The 22,957-nt window shown below is 49.1% G+C and carries 19 protein-coding genes; 15 read left to right on the plus strand and 4 right to left on the minus strand.

Annotated elements, in window-relative coordinates:
* Positions 1-69 precede the first annotated feature (69 nt).
* From ACAW87_RS16765 to ACAW87_RS16780, 4 genes are all read left to right on the plus strand, one after another.
* Positions 70-1,803, plus strand: coding sequence for an ABC transporter substrate-binding protein (locus ACAW87_RS16765; RefSeq protein ID WP_370724786.1), 1,734 nt, complete (start codon positions 70-72; stop codon positions 1,801-1,803).
* A gap of 107 nt (positions 1,804-1,910) precedes the next feature.
* On the plus strand, positions 1,911-3,200 hold the full coding sequence (gene hemL, locus ACAW87_RS16770; RefSeq protein ID WP_370724787.1) for a glutamate-1-semialdehyde 2,1-aminomutase: 1,290 nt from the start codon (positions 1,911-1,913) through the stop codon (positions 3,198-3,200).
* Positions 3,201-3,211: 11 nt separating this feature from the next.
* Positions 3,212-4,186, plus strand: a complete 975-nt coding sequence (locus ACAW87_RS16775) for a glycosyltransferase family 2 protein (protein WP_370724788.1) — start codon at positions 3,212-3,214, stop codon at positions 4,184-4,186.
* Between the two features lie 78 nt (positions 4,187-4,264).
* A complete protein-coding gene (locus ACAW87_RS16780) occupies positions 4,265-4,615 on the plus strand; it encodes a hypothetical protein (protein WP_370724789.1) in 351 nt (116 codons plus the stop codon).
* 108 nt (positions 4,616-4,723) lie between these two features.
* Here ACAW87_RS16780 and ACAW87_RS16785 read toward each other — a convergent pair whose 3' ends face one another.
* The 4 genes from ACAW87_RS16785 to ACAW87_RS16800 all read right to left on the minus strand — a co-directional run bounded on the left by ACAW87_RS16785 (position 4,724) and on the right by ACAW87_RS16800 (position 7,763).
* Complete coding sequence (locus ACAW87_RS16785) at positions 4,724-4,879, minus strand: hypothetical protein (RefSeq protein WP_166691052.1); 156 nt, start codon at positions 4,877-4,879, stop codon at positions 4,724-4,726.
* A gap of 104 nt (positions 4,880-4,983) precedes the next feature.
* Complete coding sequence (locus ACAW87_RS16790) at positions 4,984-5,193, minus strand: zinc ribbon domain-containing protein YjdM (RefSeq protein WP_370724790.1); 210 nt, start codon at positions 5,191-5,193, stop codon at positions 4,984-4,986.
* Between the two features lie 51 nt (positions 5,194-5,244).
* Complete coding sequence (locus ACAW87_RS16795) at positions 5,245-6,306, minus strand: hypothetical protein (RefSeq protein WP_370724791.1); 1,062 nt, start codon at positions 6,304-6,306, stop codon at positions 5,245-5,247.
* A 2-nt stretch (positions 6,307-6,308) separates the two neighbouring features.
* The gene (locus tag ACAW87_RS16800) at positions 6,309-7,763 is read right to left on the minus strand and encodes an MBOAT family O-acyltransferase (protein WP_370724792.1); all 1,455 of its coding nucleotides are present in this window, start codon (positions 7,761-7,763) and stop codon (positions 6,309-6,311) included.
* Between the two features lie 203 nt (positions 7,764-7,966).
* Here ACAW87_RS16800 and hisS point away from each other — a divergent pair, with 203 nt between their 5' ends.
* The 11 genes from hisS to ACAW87_RS16855 all read left to right on the plus strand — a co-directional run bounded on the left by hisS (position 7,967) and on the right by ACAW87_RS16855 (position 22,950).
* Positions 7,967-9,334 (plus strand): histidine--tRNA ligase, encoded by a 1,368-nt coding sequence (gene hisS / locus ACAW87_RS16805; RefSeq protein WP_370724793.1) that lies wholly within the window; start codon positions 7,967-7,969, stop codon positions 9,332-9,334.
* A 60-nt stretch (positions 9,335-9,394) separates the two neighbouring features.
* Positions 9,395-10,432 carry a hypothetical protein gene (locus tag ACAW87_RS16810; RefSeq protein ID WP_370724794.1) on the plus strand — a complete coding sequence of 346 codons (1,038 nt, stop codon included), beginning with the start codon at positions 9,395-9,397 and terminating at the stop codon, positions 10,430-10,432.
* Between the two features lie 103 nt (positions 10,433-10,535).
* Entirely contained in the window at positions 10,536-10,724 is a 189-nt protein-coding gene (locus ACAW87_RS16815; RefSeq protein ID WP_370724795.1) for a hypothetical protein, read from the plus strand.
* Positions 10,717-10,977 (plus strand): type II toxin-antitoxin system RelE family toxin, encoded by a 261-nt coding sequence (locus ACAW87_RS16820; protein ID WP_370724796.1) that lies wholly within the window; start codon positions 10,717-10,719, stop codon positions 10,975-10,977. Before ACAW87_RS16815 ends, ACAW87_RS16820 begins: the two co-directional genes overlap by 8 nt.
* Positions 10,977-14,597 (plus strand): DNA polymerase III subunit alpha, encoded by a 3,621-nt coding sequence (gene dnaE, locus ACAW87_RS16825; RefSeq protein ID WP_370724797.1) that lies wholly within the window; start codon positions 10,977-10,979, stop codon positions 14,595-14,597. The genes ACAW87_RS16820 and dnaE overlap by 1 nt, the downstream gene beginning before the upstream one ends.
* 51 nt (positions 14,598-14,648) lie before the next feature.
* The gene (locus ACAW87_RS16830; protein ID WP_370724798.1) at positions 14,649-16,667 is read left to right on the plus strand and encodes a M13 family metallopeptidase; all 2,019 of its coding nucleotides are present in this window, start codon (positions 14,649-14,651) and stop codon (positions 16,665-16,667) included.
* Between the two features lie 382 nt (positions 16,668-17,049).
* Positions 17,050-18,276 (plus strand): porin, encoded by a 1,227-nt coding sequence (locus ACAW87_RS16835; RefSeq protein ID WP_370724799.1) that lies wholly within the window; start codon positions 17,050-17,052, stop codon positions 18,274-18,276.
* Positions 18,277-18,359: 83 nt separating this feature from the next.
* Positions 18,360-19,688 (plus strand): ammonium transporter, encoded by a 1,329-nt coding sequence (locus tag ACAW87_RS16840; protein ID WP_370724800.1) that lies wholly within the window; start codon positions 18,360-18,362, stop codon positions 19,686-19,688.
* A gap of 244 nt (positions 19,689-19,932) precedes the next feature.
* On the plus strand, positions 19,933-20,970 hold the full coding sequence (locus tag ACAW87_RS16845; RefSeq protein ID WP_370724801.1) for a radical SAM protein: 1,038 nt from the start codon (positions 19,933-19,935) through the stop codon (positions 20,968-20,970).
* A 184-nt stretch (positions 20,971-21,154) separates the two neighbouring features.
* Entirely contained in the window at positions 21,155-21,940 is a 786-nt protein-coding gene (locus ACAW87_RS16850) for a ParA family protein (protein WP_370724802.1), read from the plus strand.
* 86 nt (positions 21,941-22,026) lie between these two features.
* Positions 22,027-22,950, plus strand: coding sequence for a ParB/RepB/Spo0J family partition protein (locus ACAW87_RS16855; protein WP_370724803.1), 924 nt, complete (start codon positions 22,027-22,029; stop codon positions 22,948-22,950).
* Positions 22,951-22,957: the final 7 nt, after the last annotated feature.

Consider the following 22,957-nt stretch of genomic DNA (forward strand, 5'->3'; position numbering starts at 1 on the left):
ACGCCTGAACTGACAACTTAAAAAGCAACGCAGAACAGGCGTTGCTTTTTTCGCGTTTCACCATTAGTTATGACCAGAAATCAAAGTGCAGTCTTGATCATTTGCTGGATTGGTACGCTGTTTAGCACAGCGTCCAATGCACAAAAAACGAAAGATATTGAACGTCGCTACAAGACAGGCGTTCGGTTTGTACAATTGGGTGATTATGACCGGGCACGAACCGAGTTACAACCGGTGATGCAACGAGGTGGTAGCTACGCTCCTTTCGCCTACTACTATTTTGCCGACGCTTCGTACCGTCAGAAACGATATGAAGCCGCTCGCGTTACGCTGAAAGAGCTAATTGATCGTTATCCGAACTGGCTTAAAAAAGAAGAAGCCTACTACCTGGCGGCCGCGGCGGCCTATGAACAGGGTTTATACGATGAAGGGCTATCGTATACGCAACTTATCAACGACCCCGAGCTAAAGGTGGAAGTCGACAAGATGGAGCAAACGTTTTTGCCCCGAATTAGCGACCTCAATCGGCTAAAAGGGTTGCAGAAACAATACCTAAAAAACAAAACCCTCGCCCATACACTGGTCGATCTCATTCAACGTACGTCATCCGACAAAGATGACCTTGAACTTTCGGACCGGCTTTCAAACCGCTATGGAATCGTTGTCACGCCGGTAGCCAAAGCGCCCGCTACGCGTGCTCCTGAAAATACCCCGGTTAGCCAGCCAAACCCAATCAACCGCAATGAACGGGTAAGAACAAAAGGATACGTAAACGTAGGTGTTCTCTTCCCATTCCGAATCAATCGGTTCAGTACGACCGAACGGGTGCGGGCCAATCAATATGTGTTTGACCTGTACGAAGGCATGAAACTAGCTAAAGCCAAACTGCTCAGCGAAGGCATTGTCGTTAACCTGTTTGCTTACGATATTGACAACGACGCCGACCAGACTTTGGAAGTGATTAACAATGCCTCGTTCGCCCAAAATGATCTGCTCATTGGCCCCCTCTATACCGAGCCAAACCGACTCGTTACCGAGTTTGCGGCACAAAACAACATTCCGATCATTAACCCAATTGCCACTACGCGCGAACTAATTACCAATCAACCCAATGCGTATCTGGCCCAGCCATCGACCACGCAACAGGCACTTGAAACGGCCATGTTTGCTGGTGAACTGACAACTAATCGCAGGGCTGCTGTTTATTTTGGTCTGTCCCGTAAAGACTCGTTGCTTGCCTCATCCTATCAGGCAGCGCTAAAAGCGAAAGGGTTCAAAATAGTCGATTTCCGGAAATTAAGCGGCAAGGCAGTCACTATGGCGTCAGCCATGAAATTGACCGATGATAACAAACCCGGACACATTTTCTTTGCCAGCAGTAACAGCAGTGATGGGCCTGCCGTACTTGATGCACTCAGTAGAAGGGCGGTATCAAGCCCCCTGATTGCCACGTACCCGGCTTTCGATTATTTCAAAAATTCACTGGCCACATTTACCAGGCGCGAACTGTATCTGGTTGCTCCTGAGTTTATGGATATGGGGCGACCTGCTACCGAAATTTTTCAGGAAACGTACCTCTCGAAACGCAACAGTATACCTTCAACTTTTGCGGCGCAAGGGCACGATATGCTGTTATTTTTCGGTCGGCAGTTGGCAAAAGGTACCATGAACAACCGTTCTATACTCCGAACAGACGACAGCGACGACTACATTTTGTCAGGCTTTAATTACACTCAATCAAATGATAATCAGGTTGTTCCCATCATTAAGTTTGATGGTGAGCGGTTTGTAAAAATAAACTAAACACAGGCAATGAGTGACCGAAAGAAGGGTTAAAAATGGCCTTGCCCGTTCGTCGATTTGTTGAACGGCAAGCTATCTCCAACCTGTCTTTCGGTCATTTCCTTTTTATGAAAAGCGAAGAACTATTTGAAAAAGCGAAACGGCTGATTCCGGGTGGCGTTAACTCGCCGGTACGGGCGTTTCGGGCGGTGGGTGGTAATCCTCTCTTTATCAAATCAGCCAAAGGAGCTTATATCACCGATGAAGATGACCGTCAGTATATCGAGCTCATCAACTCCTGGGGACCCATGATTCTGGGGCACGCGTTTGAACCCGTCGAACAAGCCGTTCGCGATGCCATTCAGCACTCCTTTTCGTTCGGCGCCCCTACCCGCAAGGAAGTAGAAATGGCCGAACTGATTATTGATATGGTGCCTTCTGTCGAGAAAGTCCGCATGGTCAATTCGGGAACAGAAGCTACGATGGCTGCCATTCGGGTAGCACGTGGATTCACGGGCAGGGATAAACTAATTAAGTTTGAAGGTTGCTACCACGGTCACGCCGATTCGTTCCTGATTGCGGCGGGAAGCGGAGCCATGACTATGGGCACGCCAGATAGCCCCGGTGTCACGAAGGCAACGGCACACGACACACTGACAGCGCCCTACAACAACCTGGCCGCGGTGGAGCACCTGATCGATGCCAATCCAAACCAGGTTGCCGCCCTGATTCTGGAGCCAGTGGTTGGCAATATGGGTTGTGTGTTGCCCGAACCCGGTTTCCTGCAAGGAATTCGTGACCTCTGCACCAAACACGGGATTGTACTTATTTTCGATGAGGTAATGACCGGCTTCCGACTGGCCAAAGGCGGCGCACAGGAGCGGTTTGGCATAATGCCGGATATGACCACGATGGGTAAAATCATTGGCGGTGGTATGCCCGTAGGGGCCTACGGTGGCCGAACCGATATCATGAACATGGTTTCTCCGGCAGGACCTGTTTATCAGGCAGGTACGCTGTCGGGCAACCCCATTGCCATGTCGGCGGGGCTAGCTATGCTCCATCACCTGAATGACCAACCTGAGGTATACACCCGCCTCGACGAAATCGGGTCGCGGCTTGCCAACGGTTTCCGCAACAGTGCCGCTAAACTGGGACTGAACTATACCGTAAACCAGATTGGCTCGATGTTTACGCTCTTTACGACCGATAAGCCTGTTACCGATCTGGAGTCGGCAAAGACATCAGATATTCCGCTGTTTGGCCGTTATTTTCATGCCATGCTCGACCGGGGTGTTTACCTTGCTCCTGCCCAGTATGAAAGCCTGTTCGTGTCTACAGCCCTCACCGACGAGCTTATCGATACGGTTATTCAGGCTAACGAAGAAAGCCTGATAGCAGCCACAACCGTGGCGTAGAACTGACTCTCATGACCTTTTCCATTATCATTCCAGTATACAATCGACCTGACGAGCTTGCCGATCTGCTACAAAGCCTGACGCGACAAACCCTGCCGGATTTTGAGGTATTGGTGATAGAAGATGGGTCGACCCGAAAAGCCGATCAGGTAGTAGCAACGTACCTGGATAAACTCCGGGTACGTTACTTCGAGAAGCCAAACACAGGACAGGGCTTTTCGCGCAACTACGGTTTTGAACGGGCCACGGGCGAGTACTTCATCGTGTTCGATTCCGACGCCATCATTCCGCCAACGTACCTGGAAACAGTATCGACGTACCTGATGCACACGCCCCTCGACGCCTACGGAGGACCCGATGGAGCAAGTCCTGATTTCTCAGCCACGCAAAAAGCCATTAGCTACGCCATGACTTCGGTGTTTACTACCGGTGGTATTCGGGGCAAAACGCAGAATGTTGGCGGTGCGTTTTTACCCCGTTCGTTCAATATGGGATTATCCCGACGGGTATTTGAAGAAACGGGCGGTTTTGCCAAACGCGATATGGGCGAAGATATGGAGCTAAGTACCCGGCTCATCCGGCTCGGTTACCGCGTTGGACTCATCCCAAACGCAGTAGTGTACCATAAACGACGAGGTACGTTGGGAGCTTTCTTTCAGCAAATCATCAATTTTGGTCGAACGCGGGTGCAGTTACAGCGATCCTTCGGCATTCCTATCAAACTCGTACACACCTTTCCGGTTGTCTTCACCCTGGGTTGGCTCAGTCTGCCCATACTCTTTTTGTTCTGGGCCCCACTTGCCTGGTTCGGATTGGCATGTTATCTGCTGTTTGCCTTACTGGTGTTTCAGGACGCTACCCGGCGAGAGAAAAGTGTGGCAGTGGGTTGGTTAAGCCTTCAGGCCGCTATCACCCAACTTTCGGCCTACGGCTTTGGTTTTCTGGGTGAATGGTTGCACTTTTTTGATCAAAAAAAGGCAGCCTAGCCCATCCAAACATCGACCGGATGGTGAAACACCGTATTTTGCACCTCTTTCCTTCACCTTAACCCTCTGATGTAGTACATGGCCAACCCGATCAAAGCGCCCGGACAACGACTGGTTAAACGCATGAGCGCCCGCACCAAATGGTTGATTATGGCACCAGTAGGTCTTCTTTTGATCGGTTTTGGGCTGTGCGTTTTCCACGGTGCCGGCTACGAAATGCAAACAGGAGCCCCTTTTATGCGGTGGTTTTTGAAAGGAACCTACAGCTTGATTCTGATTAATGGAGGGCTATCTATTTTCGGATCAGCCATTCGCTTCCGGGTCATGATTGATACCCGTCAGATTATTCGGCAGGAGATGAAACGCCGCCAGAAAGAATTCAATAAAAAACGAAAAGCCCCATCACCGAAAAGGGATGGAGCTCCTTGAAACAGGTTTAGTGTTTGATGTTAAGCGTTTAACGTTGCCCTTCTAACCACTGATATGCTCATGCAGCAGAGCGACTTCAAACACGAAACATCAAACCCTGAACTCATTTTATGCTGCTTTATTTTCAGCAAAAGAAGCTTTGATAGCTTCTACGTCAACGTTTTTGATCGTTGGCTTGAGCGTCAGTTGCTTGATCGCTTTAACTGCATTGTTAGCGGTAGCGCGGTTTTTGCGCCCTTTCCGAAGTAGTTTGGTAACTCCCATTGTGATATATCGTTAATTGTCGGTTCAATTTTTGGAACGCAAAAGTAGGCATTTTCAGGCAAATAAGTGGTATCAATGCCGAATTTGCTCAACAATGCGCGTACTTACACCTTCTTCAGAAACTCGGTCCTCAGCACCATTGCTGTTCCACCAATCCGGCAATCGACTTCGGCGGGGTCTTCTGTCAACCGGATTTTCTTCACGGTGGTGCCTCGTTTCAAAACGGTAGATGACCCTCTTACTTTCAGATCCTTGATCAATGTTACCGAGTCGCCTTCACTCAAAATAGCGCCGTTACTGTCTTTTACGTCCATTTCTTTTTATGTTCAGTTACGTTAATTGTGCATTAGTACTCATCAGACAGTTCAGCGTTTCTCTGCCCAGGTTGCTGCCAGCGCATTTACCTGCCTGATCCAAAACTGCTTGCCTTTCCGATTCCAGTGACCATCGCCCGGATGATACCAGTCGGGATGTTGACGCAGGGTGTCGATTGTTGATAGAAGAGGCGCCTGTAAACCGGGATGTGCTTCTATTCGGGCGATCTGATGGTTATACGTCCCATACATTGGCTCAAGAACGGTCACCTTGTTTGGAATCAGGCAAATATAAACCTCATCAAAACCCTTGGCCAAATAGTGCTTCCGAATCGTGTTCAGGTTGGTCACCATCGTGTCTATTTGCTGGTCAGTCAGGTGTTTGAACGAACTTGCCCGGTTCACTGAATCGGCTTCAAACTCGTAAAAAAGATGCTGACGGTTAGAGGATAATCGAACACCTGAAAGGCGACCGAAAACAGCGTAGAGCAAGGCAGCTTTCCACTCTTTAATACGCAGAAACAACTCGTTGTTGAAGAGCAAAAATTCGAGGCGCTGATTGATCTGACTGCCAAACCGAAACTGTAGCCACACGGGTGCTGATGGTTTGTTGGCCACTACCACCTTCTCTACAGGGGCCAATTTCTCATCATCGGCAAATACAATACCGTTCTGTATATAATTGATGTGGTAATCAGGCCAGTACAATCGCTCCTGTAGCACCCGCTCAACAAACTCAAGCACCAGAATATTCTTTTTCGTGGTATCCAGCACCGCTTTAACCGTAGGTTCGTAGTTGGCCCAGCTATGAATATTACGGTTGCCCGCATAGAACGATGTATCGATGTGCGTGAAGCTGTCGCCAATGGTATATAGATCAACCGTGCTGTTCCGCTTGGCAGGCTTATCTTCCTGAGTAAGCGTGGCTTCGCGTATATAATCAACCTCCCGGAACTGAGCCAGGTTAGACAGATTATACAAATCTCCATAGTTATACTGATCTGGAATGACCTTGTGTCTGCTTAGCCAGCGTTGTGCAGATGGTGTAAGCGCCAGAATAAACAAAAACCCCGACCCAACCAGCATTATTCGTTGTAACCACTTGCCGATCATACTCAGAACTGAAAATAGATAAATTGATTGGCCGTGAACACACCAAAGAAATAGCAAAAAAGCACCAGCCCTGTAATGACCATCCAGAACTGATTCGTGTTGGCCTGGCGGGTAAACCTACTCCAACGGGGCTCCAGCGTTAACGCAGCGATGAGTAAAAAGCAAAAGACAAGTTCGGCATTCGAGATGGCTACCTGATACGTGTCGAATGGGTTCATTGTTAGAATTTTACCCAGAATCGCAAAGGCATCGCTCGTGGTGGCAGCCCGGAAAAAAACCCAGGTTAACGTAACCAGTAAAAACGTAAGCATCTGATTGACTCGATGACCCACCAGGCCTTTAACCTCCACGATTTGTGCTTCCGGCTCCTGTTTGACTCCTAACGCTTTTCGACGGTTGTGCGTTGTTCGTAACTGCCCGATAACCAGGTACATTCCATGCAGTAGCCCCCAGATAATAAACGTCCAGTTAGCACCGTGCCACAACCCACTTAGCCCGAACACGACGAATACGTTCAGGTACGTTCGGGATGCCGATCCCCGGTTTCCGCCTAGCGGAATATAAACGTAATCGCGAAACCAGCTTGATAGTGAAATATGCCACCGCCGCCAGAATTCGGCAATAGAGGCTGACAGGTAGGGTGTATCAAAGTTTTTCATCATTCGAATTCCCAATACCTGACCGGCCCCAATAGCAATGTCGGTATAGCCTGAGAAATCGCAGTAAATCTGAATAGAATAGAAGATGGCTGCCAGGAACAACGTTCCCCCATTGGCGGTATCTATCTGGCCAAACGCGGGGTCGACCACAAGCGCCATACGATCGGCGATGACCACTTTTTTCACGAAACCAGTCGCCATGAGCAGAAGGCCGCACCGCACCCTAACCCAATCGAATGGCTGAAAAGTATGAAACTGGTGGAGTATATTTTGTGGCCGTTCAATCGGACCGGCTACCAGTTGGGGGTAAAACAAAACGTAGAGCGCATACACAGTCAAATTACGTTCGGCTTTCTGGTTACCACGGTACACCTCAATGGTATAACTGATAGACTGAAATGTATGGAACGACAATCCGATGGGCAACACAATACCCGGAATAAGATCGCCAATCATTGGAACAGCGTATGGAATGCCGATTTCCGATAGCAGTGTGCCTATCTGTTCATTGAAGAAATCATAGTATTTGAAAATAGCCAACAGCCCAATGTTGGCCACTAAGCTAGTAATCAGAAACACAATACGTTGCCTGCCCTGTGCTTGTTCAATGTAAATACCGGCCACATAATCGATCAGAATAACCGCCCCTAGAATGAGCAGATAAACTGGAATAAAAGCCATGTAAAAATAACAACTAGCGGCTAAAAGAAGTATCCACCGACCTCGTAGTGGTAAACTAAAATAAGCAAGCGTAGTGAAGGCAAAAAACAGAAGAAAGTGAAGAGAATTAAAAAGCATTCAGTTTTATTTAGTTGGTAAAGCTTCAGTTACGGTGTACTATTCTCAAAAAAAATTATACTTAATCGACAAAGGTAACTCAAGTCTGGTAAAACCTGTTGTCAATTTCTAATTAGCAGGTAACCAGCCGTTCAGTAGCCATATAACCCACAGCTGTTTCAATGGCACCTGCGTACTGGAAAATCCCTCCGTACCTTTGTGGCATGAAACCATCACTAGTTAAAGGGACGCGCGATTTTGGGCCGGAGCAGATGAGCAAACGGCTGTTTATCTTCGATACTATTCGGCAAACGTTCCGCCGATTCGGTTTTCAGCCTTTGGAAACTCCCAGCATGGAAAACCTCTCGACGCTTACCGGTAAATACGGCGACGAGGGTGACCAACTCCTCTTCAAGATTCTCAATTCAGGCGATTTTGCGGCGGGGATTACCGAAGCCGATCTTGCTCAGGGTAGCAAAAAATTAACGCCCCGCGTTGCCGAAAAGGGCCTTCGCTATGACCTCACGGTGCCTTTTGCCAGGTACGTTGTTATGAACCGCCACGCCCTGCCCATGCCTTTCAAACGCTACCAGATGCAACCCGTTTGGCGCGCCGACCGGCCGCAAAAAGGGCGCTACCGCGAATTCTACCAGTGCGACGCCGACGTGGTAGGTACCGATTCACTCCTATGTGAAGCTGAAATTGTGCTAATGGTGCACGAAGTTTTTCGGAACCTCGGCGTGCAGGACTTTACCTTAAAGGTGAACAACCGTAAAATTCTGGCTGGCATTGCCGAAGCTATTGGCCGGGCAGGAGAAGAAAGCACACTGGCTGTAGCCATTGATAAGTTGGATAAAATTGGGCAGGAAAAAGTAGTGGCTGAACTACGCGAGCGGGGTTTTTCTGACGAAAACATTGAGGCTCTTCAGCCCCTGTTCACCATTAGCGGTATACCCGCTGACGTACTCGACAGCTTACGTACCTGGCTTGCTACCTCAGAACTTGCTCTGCAAGGCATTGCCGAGTTAGCCGAAACGCTACAGCTTGTTTCCAGCCTGGGGCTAACTGACTCACGCGTTGAGATTGATGTTACGCTGGCAAGGGGCCTCTCCTATTATACCGGGGCCATTTTTGAAGTGAAAGCTAACGGAGTGTCTATCGGTAGCGTCAGCGGCGGTGGTCGGTATGATAACCTCACCGGTACGTTCGGTATGCCGGGCCTATCGGGCGTGGGTATCTCCTTCGGTGTTGACCGTATCTACGATGTCATGGACGAGCTAGGGCTATTTCCAGCGTCGGCAGGTCAGGGCACCACGGTACTCCTCTCCTGCTTCGACACCGACGGCCGGGCGCTGGCCCTTCCCCTGCTGAGTCAGCTACGCGCCGCCAACGTACCTGCCGAATTGTATCCTGACCTGGCTAAAGTGAAGAAGCAGCTCGATTACGCCAATCAAAAGCAGATTCCCTACGTAGTGCTGATTGGCTCCGATGAAGTGCAATCGGGTTTACTGACCGTGAAAAACATGGTCACCGGCGAACAGCAAAAACTACCAGCAACTGCTATTGTTGATCTTCTGGCAAAGACCTTGTAGGAAATACAAGCGTAAGCCGTGAAGTTGTTCAGGGAGTCACTATATCAATTATTCTAAACCATGATCATCCAGACTCAGCCCAACCTATTTGCTTACGCAACCAGTGAACTTTCACAAGATGCCTTTATCTGCTGGCTGGCCGAATGGGCTGATCCGAAATGGAAACATGTAGACCCGATACTTCATCAGACAGGGCAAGCATTTGTTGCAGACATGATTCATAAAGTGCATGCTACCTTCAATCCGTCTACTATCGAGACCGTTAACGTTAAGCCTCAGTTTGAGAAGCTGGACATCCTTATTGAAATCAATAAGAACAAAGCTGATAAACTAGCGATTCTGGTTGAGGATAAAACCCATACTAGTAATCATTCAGGCCAGTTGGATCGTTACTACAAAATCGTTCAAGAAGCTGGGTATGGAGTGAGTCAAATGGTGCCCTTGTACTTCAAAACAGGGTACCAGTCGAGATTTGACACAATTGGCAAATTCAAGACGTACTTGCGTCACGACTTTCTAGCCGTGTTGCAACGGGGAAAGCAACAGGGTGTAGCTAATGCCATTTACGACGACTTCCTCGCCCATCTACAAAAAGTAGACTTTCTGATAAAGCAGTTTTCGATCAGACCAGTCGACAAATGGGAGTACCATGATTGGGTTGGTTTCTTTACGGTTCTATACGATCAGCGTTCCACTTTAAGCAGTTCCTCGGAAGACGACGGAGCGAACTGGGGGTACGTAGCCAACCCATCTGGCGGCTTTGTCGGTTACTGGTGGTATTTCAAACCTCAGTCTAATAAGACATATATGCCTTACCTGCAACTGGAACAGAATATCCTGTGCTTCAAAATTGAGGTTACTGATCCGGCAAACCAGAAAACGGCGCAGGACGAGGCTAATAGACTAATTCTGCAAGCTGCTCGTCAACTTGGTTTGAGTGGAGTGGAAAGGCCCAAGTATATGCGAACCGGCCGAGCTATGACAGTTGCTTACTGGAAAGAGTATATGGTTTTAAGTGGAGACAATTTAGATTCTGAGTCAACTATAGAAAACCTCATAAAAGCGCAGGTAATTTTGGATACAGCTTTTCCAAGTTAACAAACAGTTGAACGTCAAGCTGTAAGGTTGTCCCGTATTTCTTGGCAGATATCCAATCAGGAGATTCTGGCTATCTTTACCAGACACGTAAACGTTTAAACTGATGAAAGGCATTAATTTCTTAACCGATGACAGCGGTCGACGAACAGCCGTAGTCATTGATATTCAAACGTACGGCGAAGAACTGGAAGACTTCCTGGACGGTTTGGAGGCAGAAGCTAGGCGAAACGAGCCAAGGGAAGATTTTAACGCTGCCGTTGATCGCATACGCGTCGAAAAGCAGAATGGCTAGTTATAGCATCACGATTGCTAAATCAGCGGAGAAGGAATTAGCCAAATTACCAATAGACGTAATTGACAGAATTCAGTTAGCCGTTAACGCACTCGCCATTGAACCCCGCCCAACCAATTGTAAAAAGCTGAAAGGCTTTAAAAACTTGTACCGAATCCGCTCCGGTGATTATCGGATTGTGTACAGTATTGAGGACCAAGTTCTTTCCATAGAGGTTGTTCGAATAGGCAACCGAAAAGACATATATAGTTAATGCAATTTTCACACCTCCACTGCCACACCCAATACTCCTTACTTGATGGGCAGGCTGACATTAAAAAGCTGATTAAGAAGGCTAAAGCAGACAATATGCCTGCGGTAGCCATCACCGATCACGGCAATATGTTCGGCGTGTTCGAGTTTGTGGCCGAAGCCGCCAAGCAGGGTATCAAACCCATTGTTGGCTGCGAATTTTACGTGGTTGAAGACCACCACGTCAAGCAGTTCACCAAAGAGAAAAAAGACGTTCGGTACCACCAACTGCTGCTGGCTAAAAACGCTACAGGCTACAAAAACCTGGTGAAACTTTGCTCACTAGGCTACATGGAGGGCCTATACGGCAAATATCCGCGCATTACCAAAGCGCTCATCGAGCAGTATAAGGAAGGACTGATTGCTTCCACCTGCTGCATCGGTGCTATGGTACCGAAAACAATTCTAAAAAAAGGGGAAGAAGCAGGCGAGATCGAATTCAAATGGTGGCTCGACCGGTTCGGGGAAGACTACTATGTGGAACTGCAGCGCCACGAGATTCCCGATCAGATTAAGGCCAACGAGGTGCTGGTGAAGTTTGCCAAGAAGTACAACGTCAAGGTTATCGCCTCTAACGATTCGCACTATGTGGATCAGGATGACTGGGTGGCGCATGATATTCTACTTTGCGTAAACACCGGCGAGAAGCAGAGCACACCGTCGATGAAGGAATTCAGCGACGATGAGGCGATGCCTAAAAACACGCGTTTCGCCTTCTTCAGCGATCAGTTCTATTTCAAGAACACGCAGGAGATGACCACGCTGTTTAAAGACATGCCCGACGCCATCGACAACACCAACGAGATTGTGGGTAAGGTGGAGACGCTGAAGCTGAAACGCGACATCATGCTGCCCAACTTCCCCATTCCGAAGGAGTTTCAGCAGCACGCCGATGATGTCATGAACCAGTGGGAATACCTGAAGCACATGACCTACGAAGGGGCAAAAGTCAGGTACGTCGACATATCACAGGAAGTGCAGGAACGACTTGATTTCGAGTTGTTCACGATTCGAACGATGGGTTTTGCCGGTTACTTTCTCATCGTGGCCGACTTCATTAAAGCCGGGCGCGACATTGGCGTCATGGTGGGGCCCGGACGTGGCTCGGCAGCGGGTTCAGCGGTGGCCTACTGCATTGGCATTACCAACATTGACCCCATTAAGTACAACCTGCTGTTCGAACGGTTTCTGAACCCCGACCGGAAGTCGATGCCCGATATTGATACGGACTTTGATGATGAAGGCCGGCAGAAAGTGATCGATTATGTGGTCGACAAGTACGGGAAACAGCAGGTAGCGGCCATTGTCACGTATGGTACTATGGCGGCTAAATCGGCCATCAAAGACGTGTCGCGGGTGATGGATTTGCCCCTCAACGACGCTAATGCCCTGGCCAAGCTCGTGCCCGACAAGCCAACCTACAACATGACCCTAAAGCGGATTTTTGAAGATCCGATCGACGGGCCGGGTGGGCTATCAAATATCATTTCGCCCGACGAAGTAGAAAACGTTAGGAAAATGCGGGCGCTCGAATCAGGCGATCAGGGGGTAGGCCGCGTCATGAAGCTGATCGACACCGAAAAGGTGCAGAACGTACTGCAACAGGCGCGGCGTCTCGAAGGAACGGTGCGCAACACGGGCGTTCACGCGGCGGGGATCATCATTGCCCCCAGCGATCTGTCAGACATCGTGCCGGTCTCTACGTCGAAAGATACCAACCTGATTATCACCCAGTATGAAGGAAAAGTAATTGAAGATGCGGGGGTTATTAAGATGGACTTTCTGGGTCTGCGTAACCTTACCATCATCAAGGAATGTCTGCGATTGATCAAGCAGAACTACGGCATCATTATCGACATCGACAAAATTCCGCTCGATGATCCGAAACCGTACGAGTTATTTCAGCGAGGAGAAACAAACGCGATTTTCCAGTTTGAATCCGACGGCATGAAAAAGTACATGAAGGATTTGAAGCCTGACCGCTTTGAAGACCTCATTGCCATGAACGCCCTGTACCGCCCCGGCCCTATCCAGTATATTCCAAACTTCATCAACCGGAAACATGGGCGCGAAGCGGTGACCTACGACATGCCGGAGATGGAAGAATATCTGGCAGATACGTACGGCATTACCGTGTATCAGGAACAATTGATGCTGCTATCGCAAAAGCTGGGCAACTTCACCAAAGGGGACGCCGACGTGCTGCGGAAAGCGATGGGTAAGAAAGACCGCGCCACGCTGGATAAGATGAAGGGCAAGTTTATGGACGGCTGTGAAGCCAATAAACTCCCGCTGAAAGCCTGCGGTAAAGTATGGACCGACTGGGAGGCCTTTGCGTCTTATGCCTTCAACAAATCGCACTCGACCTGCTACGCCTTTGTCGCCTACCAAACAGCCTGGTTAAAAGCGCATTACCGGTCAGAATACATGGCGGCGGTATTGACATCCTGCCTGGGCAACATCGAAAAAATCACCTTCTTCCTCGAAGAATGTAAGAACATCAACATTCCGGTGCTTGGCCCGGATGTGAATGAATCGGAGCGGGTATTTGGCGTTAATAAAAAAGGCGAAATCCGGTTTGGCCTGGGCGCCATCAAAGGATCAGGCGATGCAGCAGTAGAAAACATCATTGCCGAACGTACCCAGAATGGACCCTTCACCGATATTTTCGACTTCATTATCCGGGTCAATCTTCGGACGGTTAACAAGAAAACCATTGAATCACTGGCGTATGCCGGTGCGTTCGATGCCCTGGACGAACAGGTTCACCGCGCCCAGTATTTCGAGGTACCGGCGGGAGAGAACGCCACGTTTATTGAAAAAATCATCCGATTCGCCAATACACACCACGCCGAAAAAGCGGCGGCTCAGGTGTCGCTATTTGGTGGCGGAGCTGGTAACGACGTGGCCATGCCCCGGCCGAAGCCACCCTTTGTACCGATCTGGAACCAGATCGAAAAGCTGAAATACGAAAAAGACGTAGTTGGGTTCTACATCACCGGCCACCCACTCGACGAGTTTCAGGTTGAACTCGACGGTTTTTGCAACTGCACCTTAGACAAGGTGTACGAAACCAACGCGCCAGACATTAAGATCGGGGGTATTGTATCGGCCGTGCAAACGCGCATTGCCAAAAACGGCAACCCCTTCATGATTTTTAAGCTCGAAGATTACCAGGGATCCATGGAGATGACCCTGTTTGGCGATGATTATGCCCGAATGGCGCAATACGTAGAAGTGGGCTTATTCCTGCACGTGACCGGTAAAACGCAAAACCGGTGGAACTCCGACCAACTCGAGTTTAAGCCAACCAGTATCCGCTACCTCAGCGAAATTCGGGAGAAGCTATGCAAAGAATTACTGATCACCCTCGACATTGCTTCCCTGAGCGAACACATGATTGCCCGCATCGATGAACTGATAAAAGCCCATCCAGGTACGTGTAGCCTGTTGATGAAAGTAGTGGATAATGACGAGCGCGTAGAAGTTGGCTTACTGTCGCGGTCGTTGCGCGTCGCACCAGCGAATACGTTACTCAACGGACTTCGGTCGCTCGACGGAGTCCATTGCAAAGTAGCTTAGTAAGCCAATAGAACGATTTTATTCCTTAACAGCATCTTTACAAAATAACCCATGCAGAGACTTCTCTATCTTTTTGTACCGCTGCTGTTGGCAGGAGCCTGTCAGCGTGCCTCGGTTCCCAACGCTAAACGTGTTGTTGTCACAGGCATAGACACGTCTAAAAAACCGGGCGATGATTTTTTCACCTATGCCAACGGTATATGGAGCGATACCGCCCAGATACCCGCAAGTCAGGCAGGCGTTGGGGCTTACTCGTTCATGAATTATCCGCAGCGCATACGGTTGCAGGCAATTCTCGACAGCGTTTCGGCGGGTCAACATCCGAAGGGTAGCCTTGAACAACAGGTAGGTGATTTTTACGCCAGCGGTATGGATATCGCCGCTATTAACAAACGGGGGTATGACCCCATCAAGCCTCTGCTCACCCGTATTGATGCCGTTTCGGACGTTTCTTCACTGTTGAAGCTGGTTGCTGAAGAACAAAAGGTAGGTAACCGGTCTATGATTGGTTTTTATGTGGGGCCTGATACACGGCGAAGCACCATCAATATTGCTCAGTTTAGCCAAACCGGCATTGGCTTACCCGAACGAGATTATTACATCAAGACCGATCCGTCGACTCTCTTGGTTCAAAAAGGATATAGGGACTTTGTTGCCCGCCTCTTTGAATTGACAGGCACTGAAGCGGCTGCTGCCCAGAAGAACGCAGCTGTTGTTTACGACATCGAGAAACAGTTGGCCATCGCACACAGGACCAACATTGAGCGTAGAGATGTGAAGGCCAACTACAATAAACTGGCCGTCGCTGAACTAGCGCAAAAACAGCCAACCCTGCAATGGGCTACATTATTAGCTGATTTAGGCGTTCAGGCTGATTCGGTTAACGTGGCACAACCGGCTTATTACGACAAGTTGAATACGCTATTGACGGCTATTGCCATTGAAGACTGGAAAGTCTATGTGAAAGCCCACACCCTAAGCAACTATGCCAATCACCTAAGCCAACCGTTTGTAGATGCATCGTTTGCCTATACCCAGATTCTGACCGGACAGGCAGTCATGAAATCAAGGGCCGAGGAAATGACGCAGGCAGTTGATGGTTCGCTGGGCGAAGCCTTGGCGCAGCTATACGTGAAAAAGTATTTTCCAGAAGAAGCCAAGAAACGCATGGTAGTTTTGGTCGACAATCTCAAAAAAGCCTTTGAAGCCCGGATCAATAAACTGGACTGGATGAGTGATTCAACCAAAACCAGAGCCAAAGAGAAGTTGTACGCGTTCTCCGAGAAAATCGGTTATCCCGACAAATGGCGCGATTATTCAAAGGTCGACGTAAAGAGAGATACCTATTTTGAAAACCGCTTATCGGCCAACAAGAACGACTACGTCCAGAGTTTGGCTAAGGTTGGTAAACCCGTCGACAGAACAGAATGGCGCACAACGCCGCCTACAGTAACGGCATACAACAATCCTCCACTCAATGAGATCGTATTTCCGGCGGGCATCCTCCAGCCTCCTTATTTCGACGTGAATGCCGATGATGCGCTGAATTACGGTGGTATCGGTATGGTAATTGGTCACGAAATCACCCACTCTTTCGATGATCAGGGCGCGCAGTATGATAAGAACGGCAACGTAACCAACTGGTGGACTAAAACAGACTACACAAAATTCAAGGGACGTACCCAGCAAGTGATTGATCAATACAATCAGTTTACGGTGCTCGATTCTGTTCACGTAAAAGGAGCGCTGACCGTGGGCGAAAACACCGCTGACATTGCCGGAGTGGCCATTGCCTACGATGCTTTTAAAATGACTGAGCAGGGTAAAAGCACCACGAAGCTGGATGGTTTTACCCCCGACCAACGGTTCTTTATCTCAATTGCCCGGATATGGCGCGTAAAAACCCGAAATGCGTACATGGGCATGTATGTCAACACCAATCCGCACTCGCCGGCAAAATGGCGCGTAAACGGACCGCTGATGAATTTCACCCCTTTTTACAACGCCTTTGACGTGCAACCCGGCGATAAGATGTACAAACCCGCGAATGCCAGGATAACTGTTTGGTAGTGTTCGTCTAACCAAGGGTAGCACTACTAAGCAGGTATTAACAAAGCATTAAACAGAAGAAGCCCCGCCATTAAGCGGGGCTTCTTCTGTTTAATGCCAGTGCAGCTACTGATTGACTGTAATCCAGAAGATTTTAGCTTATTTCAAGTTCAGTATAATATTCTGCAATTTTCAGAAAACGCAGAATATGTTAAAAGGTTTATCATTGTGAGTATATGGCTGTACTTTTGCCTTTATTTAATAGCAATATTTAATGAATCTTCTATTTAACGGCCATTTTCATTAAAATTCGAAGGCAAAAACCTTGCAACAGCCATTTTGTTAGATAAAATTTGCACGAAACCTAACTACTACCATCGTCGAGTCTAACAAAACAAACAGCATGAAAAAATCATTTTTACTTACATTTTTAGCAAGTTCAGCTTTAGCTGCCAATGCCACAGATACAACTAGTGTAAATAAGCCTCTGGCCATTCAGCCAGCCGTTGCTCCAGCAGTAGTAACCAGCCCAAAAGCAGAAGGAGAAGATACCGGTAAGTTTACGTTCTCAGGCTATCTCGATACTTACTATTTCGGCAACTTTAACAATCCCAAAAGCCAGTCGAACCTGGGTTTGAATGGTGAAGGCGTGTCGGGAACTGCCCGGGCATTTGATCAGCGTGCTGGTCAGTTCGGTATCGGTCTGATTCAGGCCAAAGCAGTATATACCGCCGACAAAGTAGACGCCGTGATGGATATGGCGATTGGCCCTTTTGCTGACTTGGGCAACTACGGTAACTACGTTGGTCCGTTGGGAGCAGGTTCTTCAGCCCTGGCAATTAAGCAGGCTTACGTTACTTTAAAGGCTACGCCAAAACTGTCGTTCACAGCAGGTCAGTTTGGTACACACATTGGTTACGAAGTAATCGACGCACCAGTAAACTACAACTACTCACTGTCGAACCTGTTTAACAACGGTCCTTTCTACCACATCGGCCTGAAAGCTCAGTACTCCTTCAGCGACAAAGCGTATTTGATGCTCGGTGTGGTAAACAACGTGGATAACCTGTACGACAACAATAAGAAGAAGGGACTGATTGGTCAGCTGTTCATTTCACCAGCCGCCAACTGGAATGTGTACCTGAACGGTATTGTATCGAATGAAGCATCGGACGATGTGACGGGTGTACCAGCTGACGATGCCAGCTACTCACTCTTCGATTTGACAACGACCTACCAGTTGACCTCTAAATTCTTCCTGGGCCTGAATGCAGCCATCGGCTCACAGAAAGGTGATTACCAGGGATACGGTGGTCCATCAACAGCGGCAAGCTGGAGCGGTGTGGCGGTGTATTCAAACTACTCGTTCACCGATAAGTTTGGCCTTGGCGTTCGTTACGAAACATTCGATAACAAAGATGGAGCCCGTGGTTTGCTTGACGCATCAGGTATGGGTGCCAGCGTGAACTCGATCACCTTCACCGGCAATATCATTTCGGCGGGTGGCCATGTGCTGCTAAAGCCAGAACTACGGATCGATTCATATTCAGCTGATAAGTTTGAAATGAACGACGGTTCACTCAGCAAAAGCCAGGCAACCCTGGGTATGGCTGCCATCTTCAAGTTCTAAAAAATAGGCTATTTGTCTGTTGGTGTTGAGCCAACAGACGAATACATAACCAATTTTTCTTACAACAAAACCAGTTAACTGTCATGCAAAAACCCGCAATTATTCCACTGCTCATTCTGCTGGCTATCAGCTTATGGGCCGTACTTAGCCCGTCGGTGCCTACCACCATCGTGACCGAAGGCATCAACTCTGGCGACACCGCCTGGATGCTTATGGCTGCTGCCCTTGTGCTCTTGATGACGCCCGGTCTGGCGTATTTCTACGGCGGTATGGTTAGCAACAAGAACGTTATCTCTACCATGTTACAGAGTTTTGTAGCTATGGGTGTGATCAGCATTATCTGGGTAGTTTGCGGTTTCAGCCTGGCCTTCGGTGATTCAATCGGTGGTTTCATTGGTGATCCTCGTACTTTCCTGATGTTCAAAGGCGTACTCGACGGTAAGCCGTGGCCGCTGGCAGCAACAATTCCACTGGTTGTGTTTGCTTTCTTTCAACTGAAGTTTGCCGTTATCACTCCTGCCCTCATCACCGGTTCAATGGCCGAGCGGATCAACTTCCGGTCATACGTGCTCTTCATGATCCTGTTCAGCCTGTTCGTTTACGCTCCATTAGCACACTGGACATGGCACCCAGAAGGAATCCTGTTCAAACTCGGTGTGCTTGACTTTGCCGGTGGAACCGTAGTACACATGTCGGCCGGTTGGGCTGCGTTGGCAGGTGCGCTGTACCTGAAGCGTCGTAAGAGTCACGTGAGCGCCAGTTTCCTGCCACCTGCCAACATTCCTTATGTGCTGTTGGGTACGGGTCTGCTGTGGTTTGGCTGGTTTGGTTTCAATGCCGGTTCGGCCGTTGGTGCTTCTCCCCTGGCTGCTATCGCTTTTGCTACTACAAATACGGCCGCTGCTTCGGCTGGTTTGGGCTGGGTATTGTTCGATGCCGCCAAAGGCAAGAAAGTGTCGGCACTTGGTTTCTCAATCGGCGCGGTAGTTGGTCTGGTAGCCATCACGCCTGCGGCCGGTTTCGTTACCATCCCACAAGCTATCTTCATTGGCACAATCGCTTCGATGGTTTCTAACTTCGTTGCTCACCTGCGCTCTAAGTCAACGCTTGACGATACGCTCGATGTATTCCCTTGCCACGGTGTAGGCGGTATGGTTGGTATGCTGATGACCGGTATTTTCGCTAGCAAAGGCGTTAACTCAGCCGTTGTTGACGAAGGATTGGCCTACGGCTTCACCAAGCTGTTCACCAACCACCTGATCGCGCTGGTAGCGGTATCAGCCTTCGCTTTCGTTATGTCGCTGCTGCTTTTGAAAGTAACTGACCTGATCCTGCCCCTGCGCGTTTCAGAAGCCGACGAAAAAGAAGGTCTCGACATCAGTCAGCACGACGAGTTCCTGATCGACGCCTAATTACGATTTTTACTTTTCTGGCACGTCGGCTGAATCGGAGATTGACTCTATCAGCTCAGGCGATTACTTAAACACTTCAACTCTGAACTAAAATATAACGACAAACCCACAGGCTAAGGTGTTCGTACGTGGCCTCGGCTACGGCCCATCGGACTGTGGTTTTGTTGTACTCGTTGAAGGTATCTGCTTCTGGCGGATACCTTCTTTGTTTTCCCCCAAGCCGGCAGGTTGTACCTTTACGTATATGACACGCTCATCTCTTTGGGGACGTACCCGCGACGGACTGAACTTTGCCGCCAAACTTACACCCCGGCGTATAGCCAATGCCGTGCGTGTGCTAACTAGCTTTTACGCCTCCCGGCAGTCGGGTCAACCCAATCAGCGAGGACTGCCCGTATCGCTCTCGGTTGAACCTACGACCTCCTGCAACCTGCGCTGCCCCGAATGCCCTAGTGGCCTACGTTCATTTACCCGCCCTACCGGCATGCTGGGTGTAGATCTGTTTAAACGAACCATCGATGAGTTGCACGACACCCTACTGTATCTGATTTTCTATTTCCAGGGCGAGCCCTATCTGCATCCCAATTTTTTAGAGTTGGTCCGTTACGCGACTGACCGTAAAATTTACACAGCCACCAGTACCAACGCCCACTACCTCACCGACGATAACGCCCGCAAAACCATTGAATCAGGCCTGGATCGGTTAATTATTTCGATCGATGGCACCTCGCAGGATGTGTATGAACAGTATCGGGTGGGTGGCAACCTGAACAAGGTGCTGGAAGGCACCCGAAATCTGATTCGGTGGAAGAAAGAATTAAAATCAGCCACACCACACGTAATTTTCCAGTTTTTGGTCGTGAAGCCCAATCAACATCAGATTGATGAGGTGCACGCATTGGCCCGCGAGTTGGGCGTGGATGAGGTAAAACTAAAAACCGCTCAGATCTACGACTACGAACAAGGATCAGACCTGATGCCGACCATTGAAAAATACAGCCGCTACGCCCAAAAGCCCGACGGTACATTCGGAATTAAAAACGCCCTGCTCGACCATTGCTGGCGCATGTGGCATTCATGCGTCATGACCTGGGATGGCCGAATTGTGCCCTGTTGCTTCGATAAAGACGCCGATCATCAGTTGGGTACGTTGCAGGACCACAGCTTCAGGGAAGTGTGGTTCAGCGACGCTTATCGCCGTTTCCGCCAAACACTGATCCAGAACCGGGCCGAGATCGACATGTGTAAAAATTGTACCGAAGGCGCTAAGGTGTGGGCATAAATTAAGTTTCAGGTTTCAAGTTTCAGGTTTCAAGTGCGCTGCTTACCAGCGAGTTGGCATTTAGCAATGCACTTAAAACCTGGAACCTGAAACCTGAAACTTTTTATTGTGAAACATTTTCGTGAAACGTTTCTTGGAAAGCTAACTTGGTTCCGGCATCTTTGGGACTGCAACGAACAAACCCATGGGTAAAGTTATTGCCATTGCCAACCAAAAGGGTGGCGTCGGTAAAACCACAACAACGATTAACCTGGCTGCCAGTCTGGCCGCTTTAGAATTTCGAACGCTAATTGTCGATGCTGATCCTCAGGCGAACTCCACCTCCGGGCTGGGATATAACCCTAAGGAAATCGAGAATAGCATATACGAGTGCATGATTGAAGATGTGCAGACGCGCGATGCCATCATTCAGACCGACTTCCCTAATCTCGATCTGCTTCCCTCCCATATTGATCTGGTAGGTGCCGAAATTGAGATGATCAACCTGCAAAGCCGGGAAGATAAAATGAAGGAGGCCCTGAATCAGATTCGCGATGATTATGATTTCATCATCGTTGACTGCTCACCTTCACTTGGCCTGATTACCATCAACAGCCTGACCGCTGCCGATTCAGTGATTATTCCGGTACAGTGCGAATACTTTGCGCTGGAAGGCCTCGGTAAGCTACTCAACACGATTAAGATCATTCAGTCGCGGCTAAACACCGATCTGGCTATTGAAGGCATTCTGCTCACGATGTACGATCTGCGGGTACGTTTGTCGAATCAGGTAGTGGGCGAGGTGACCTCGCATTTTCAGCAGATGGTGTTTCACACGATTATTCCCCGGAATATTCGGTTGAGTGAGTCGCCTAGTTTTGGGGTACCTGTACTGGCGCAGGATGCCGACAGCAAAGGAGCAATCAGCTACCTGAACCTGGCCCGCGAAATTTTGGTCAAAAACGGCCTCATGCCACAGGAGACAGTTTAAATGTCTAATGTCCAAAGTCCAAAGTCCAAATCAGCCCAGTTGGCTAACCTTAGACATTGAACGGTTGGACCTTGAACTCATTTTCGATGAATACGACAAATGCGAAGGCGGGTGCGCCAAAAAACAATAAAATGATGGGCCTCGGTCGGGGGCTTGGTGCCTTGCTGCAAGACAGCGACGGTCGGCAACAGACTAAACCTTCGCCCTATGAGTCGATCAGCACCATGTGCGAGATTCAGCTCGATCAGATCGAAACAAACCCGTTCCAGCCACGTACCCGGTTCGACGAAGAAGCCCTGAACGAACTGGCCGATTCTATCCGCGTGCAGGGCATTATTCAGCCCATCACGGTACGGCAACTAGGCAAAGACCATTACCAGCTTATCTCGGGCGAACGCCGATTGCAGGCGTCCAAGATTATTGGCATGTTGCACATACCAGCCTATGTGCGTACGGCGAATGATCAGCAGATGCTGGAAATGGCCTTGATCGAAAACATTCAGCGTGAAAACCTGAACTCGATCGAAATTGCCCTCTCCTATCAGCGGCTAATCACCGAATGCAGCCTGAAACAGGAAGAATTGGGCGAGCGCGTCGGAAAAAACCGGACAACGGTTAACAACTACATCCGGTTGCTGAAGTTACCCCCCGCCATCCAGGCATCTCTGCGCGACACCCGGATCTCGATGGGCCACGCCAGGGCAATCATCAACATCGAGAACCCGGAGACACAGATCAAGCTTTTCAACAAGATTATTGAGGAAGACTGGTCGGTACGAAAGGTAGAAGAAGCAGTACGCAACCTCTCCATGGCCGATGATAATGGGCCGATACGTAAGACAACGCTACCCAAACAGGAAATGCGCAGTCTCCAATTCAAACTCTCGTCGATGTTTGGCAGCAAAGTGGTCATCAAGGCCGATGAAAAGCATACGGGTGAAATCAAGATTCCATTCACCTCGCAGGAAGACCTCGACCGCATTTTGAACGTGCTTAACTATTCGGCTTAACATAGTT

It is taken from the genome of Fibrella aquatica, from assembly GCF_041321135.1.
In the GTDB taxonomy this organism is placed as follows: domain Bacteria; phylum Bacteroidota; class Bacteroidia; order Cytophagales; family Spirosomataceae; genus Fibrella; species Fibrella aquatica.

Excerpts from the sequence above, each read along its gene's own strand:
- ACAW87_RS16820 (WP_370724796.1), top strand. The coding sequence starts at position 10,717 with ATGGCTAGTTATAGCATCACGATTGCTAAATCAGCGGAGAAGGAATTA.
- ACAW87_RS16835 (WP_370724799.1), top strand. The coding sequence starts at position 17,050 with ATGAAAAAATCATTTTTACTTACATTTTTAGCAAGTTCAGCTTTAGCT.
- ACAW87_RS16775 (WP_370724788.1), top strand. The coding sequence starts at position 3,212 with ATGACCTTTTCCATTATCATTCCAGTATACAATCGACCTGACGAGCTT.
- ACAW87_RS16800 (WP_370724792.1), bottom strand. The coding sequence starts at position 7,763 with ATGCTTTTTAATTCTCTTCACTTTCTTCTGTTTTTTGCCTTCACTACG.
- ACAW87_RS16785 (WP_166691052.1), bottom strand. The coding sequence starts at position 4,879 with ATGGGAGTTACCAAACTACTTCGGAAAGGGCGCAAAAACCGCGCTACC.
- ACAW87_RS16780 (WP_370724789.1), top strand. The coding sequence starts at position 4,265 with ATGGCCAACCCGATCAAAGCGCCCGGACAACGACTGGTTAAACGCATG.
- ACAW87_RS16855 (WP_370724803.1), top strand. The coding sequence starts at position 22,027 with ATGAATACGACAAATGCGAAGGCGGGTGCGCCAAAAAACAATAAAATG.
- ACAW87_RS16845 (WP_370724801.1), top strand. The coding sequence starts at position 19,933 with ATGACACGCTCATCTCTTTGGGGACGTACCCGCGACGGACTGAACTTT.
- ACAW87_RS16790 (WP_370724790.1), bottom strand. The coding sequence starts at position 5,193 with ATGGACGTAAAAGACAGTAACGGCGCTATTTTGAGTGAAGGCGACTCG.
- ACAW87_RS16850 (WP_370724802.1), top strand. The coding sequence starts at position 21,155 with ATGGGTAAAGTTATTGCCATTGCCAACCAAAAGGGTGGCGTCGGTAAA.
- ACAW87_RS16810 (WP_370724794.1), top strand. The coding sequence starts at position 9,395 with ATGATCATCCAGACTCAGCCCAACCTATTTGCTTACGCAACCAGTGAA.
- hemL (WP_370724787.1), top strand. The coding sequence starts at position 1,911 with ATGAAAAGCGAAGAACTATTTGAAAAAGCGAAACGGCTGATTCCGGGT.
- ACAW87_RS16765 (WP_370724786.1), top strand. The coding sequence starts at position 70 with ATGACCAGAAATCAAAGTGCAGTCTTGATCATTTGCTGGATTGGTACG.
- hisS (WP_370724793.1), top strand. The coding sequence starts at position 7,967 with ATGAAACCATCACTAGTTAAAGGGACGCGCGATTTTGGGCCGGAGCAG.
- ACAW87_RS16795 (WP_370724791.1), bottom strand. The coding sequence starts at position 6,306 with ATGATCGGCAAGTGGTTACAACGAATAATGCTGGTTGGGTCGGGGTTT.
- ACAW87_RS16830 (WP_370724798.1), top strand. The coding sequence starts at position 14,649 with ATGCAGAGACTTCTCTATCTTTTTGTACCGCTGCTGTTGGCAGGAGCC.
- dnaE (WP_370724797.1), top strand. The coding sequence starts at position 10,977 with ATGCAATTTTCACACCTCCACTGCCACACCCAATACTCCTTACTTGAT.
- ACAW87_RS16815 (WP_370724795.1), top strand. The coding sequence starts at position 10,536 with ATGAAAGGCATTAATTTCTTAACCGATGACAGCGGTCGACGAACAGCC.
- ACAW87_RS16840 (WP_370724800.1), top strand. The coding sequence starts at position 18,360 with ATGCAAAAACCCGCAATTATTCCACTGCTCATTCTGCTGGCTATCAGC.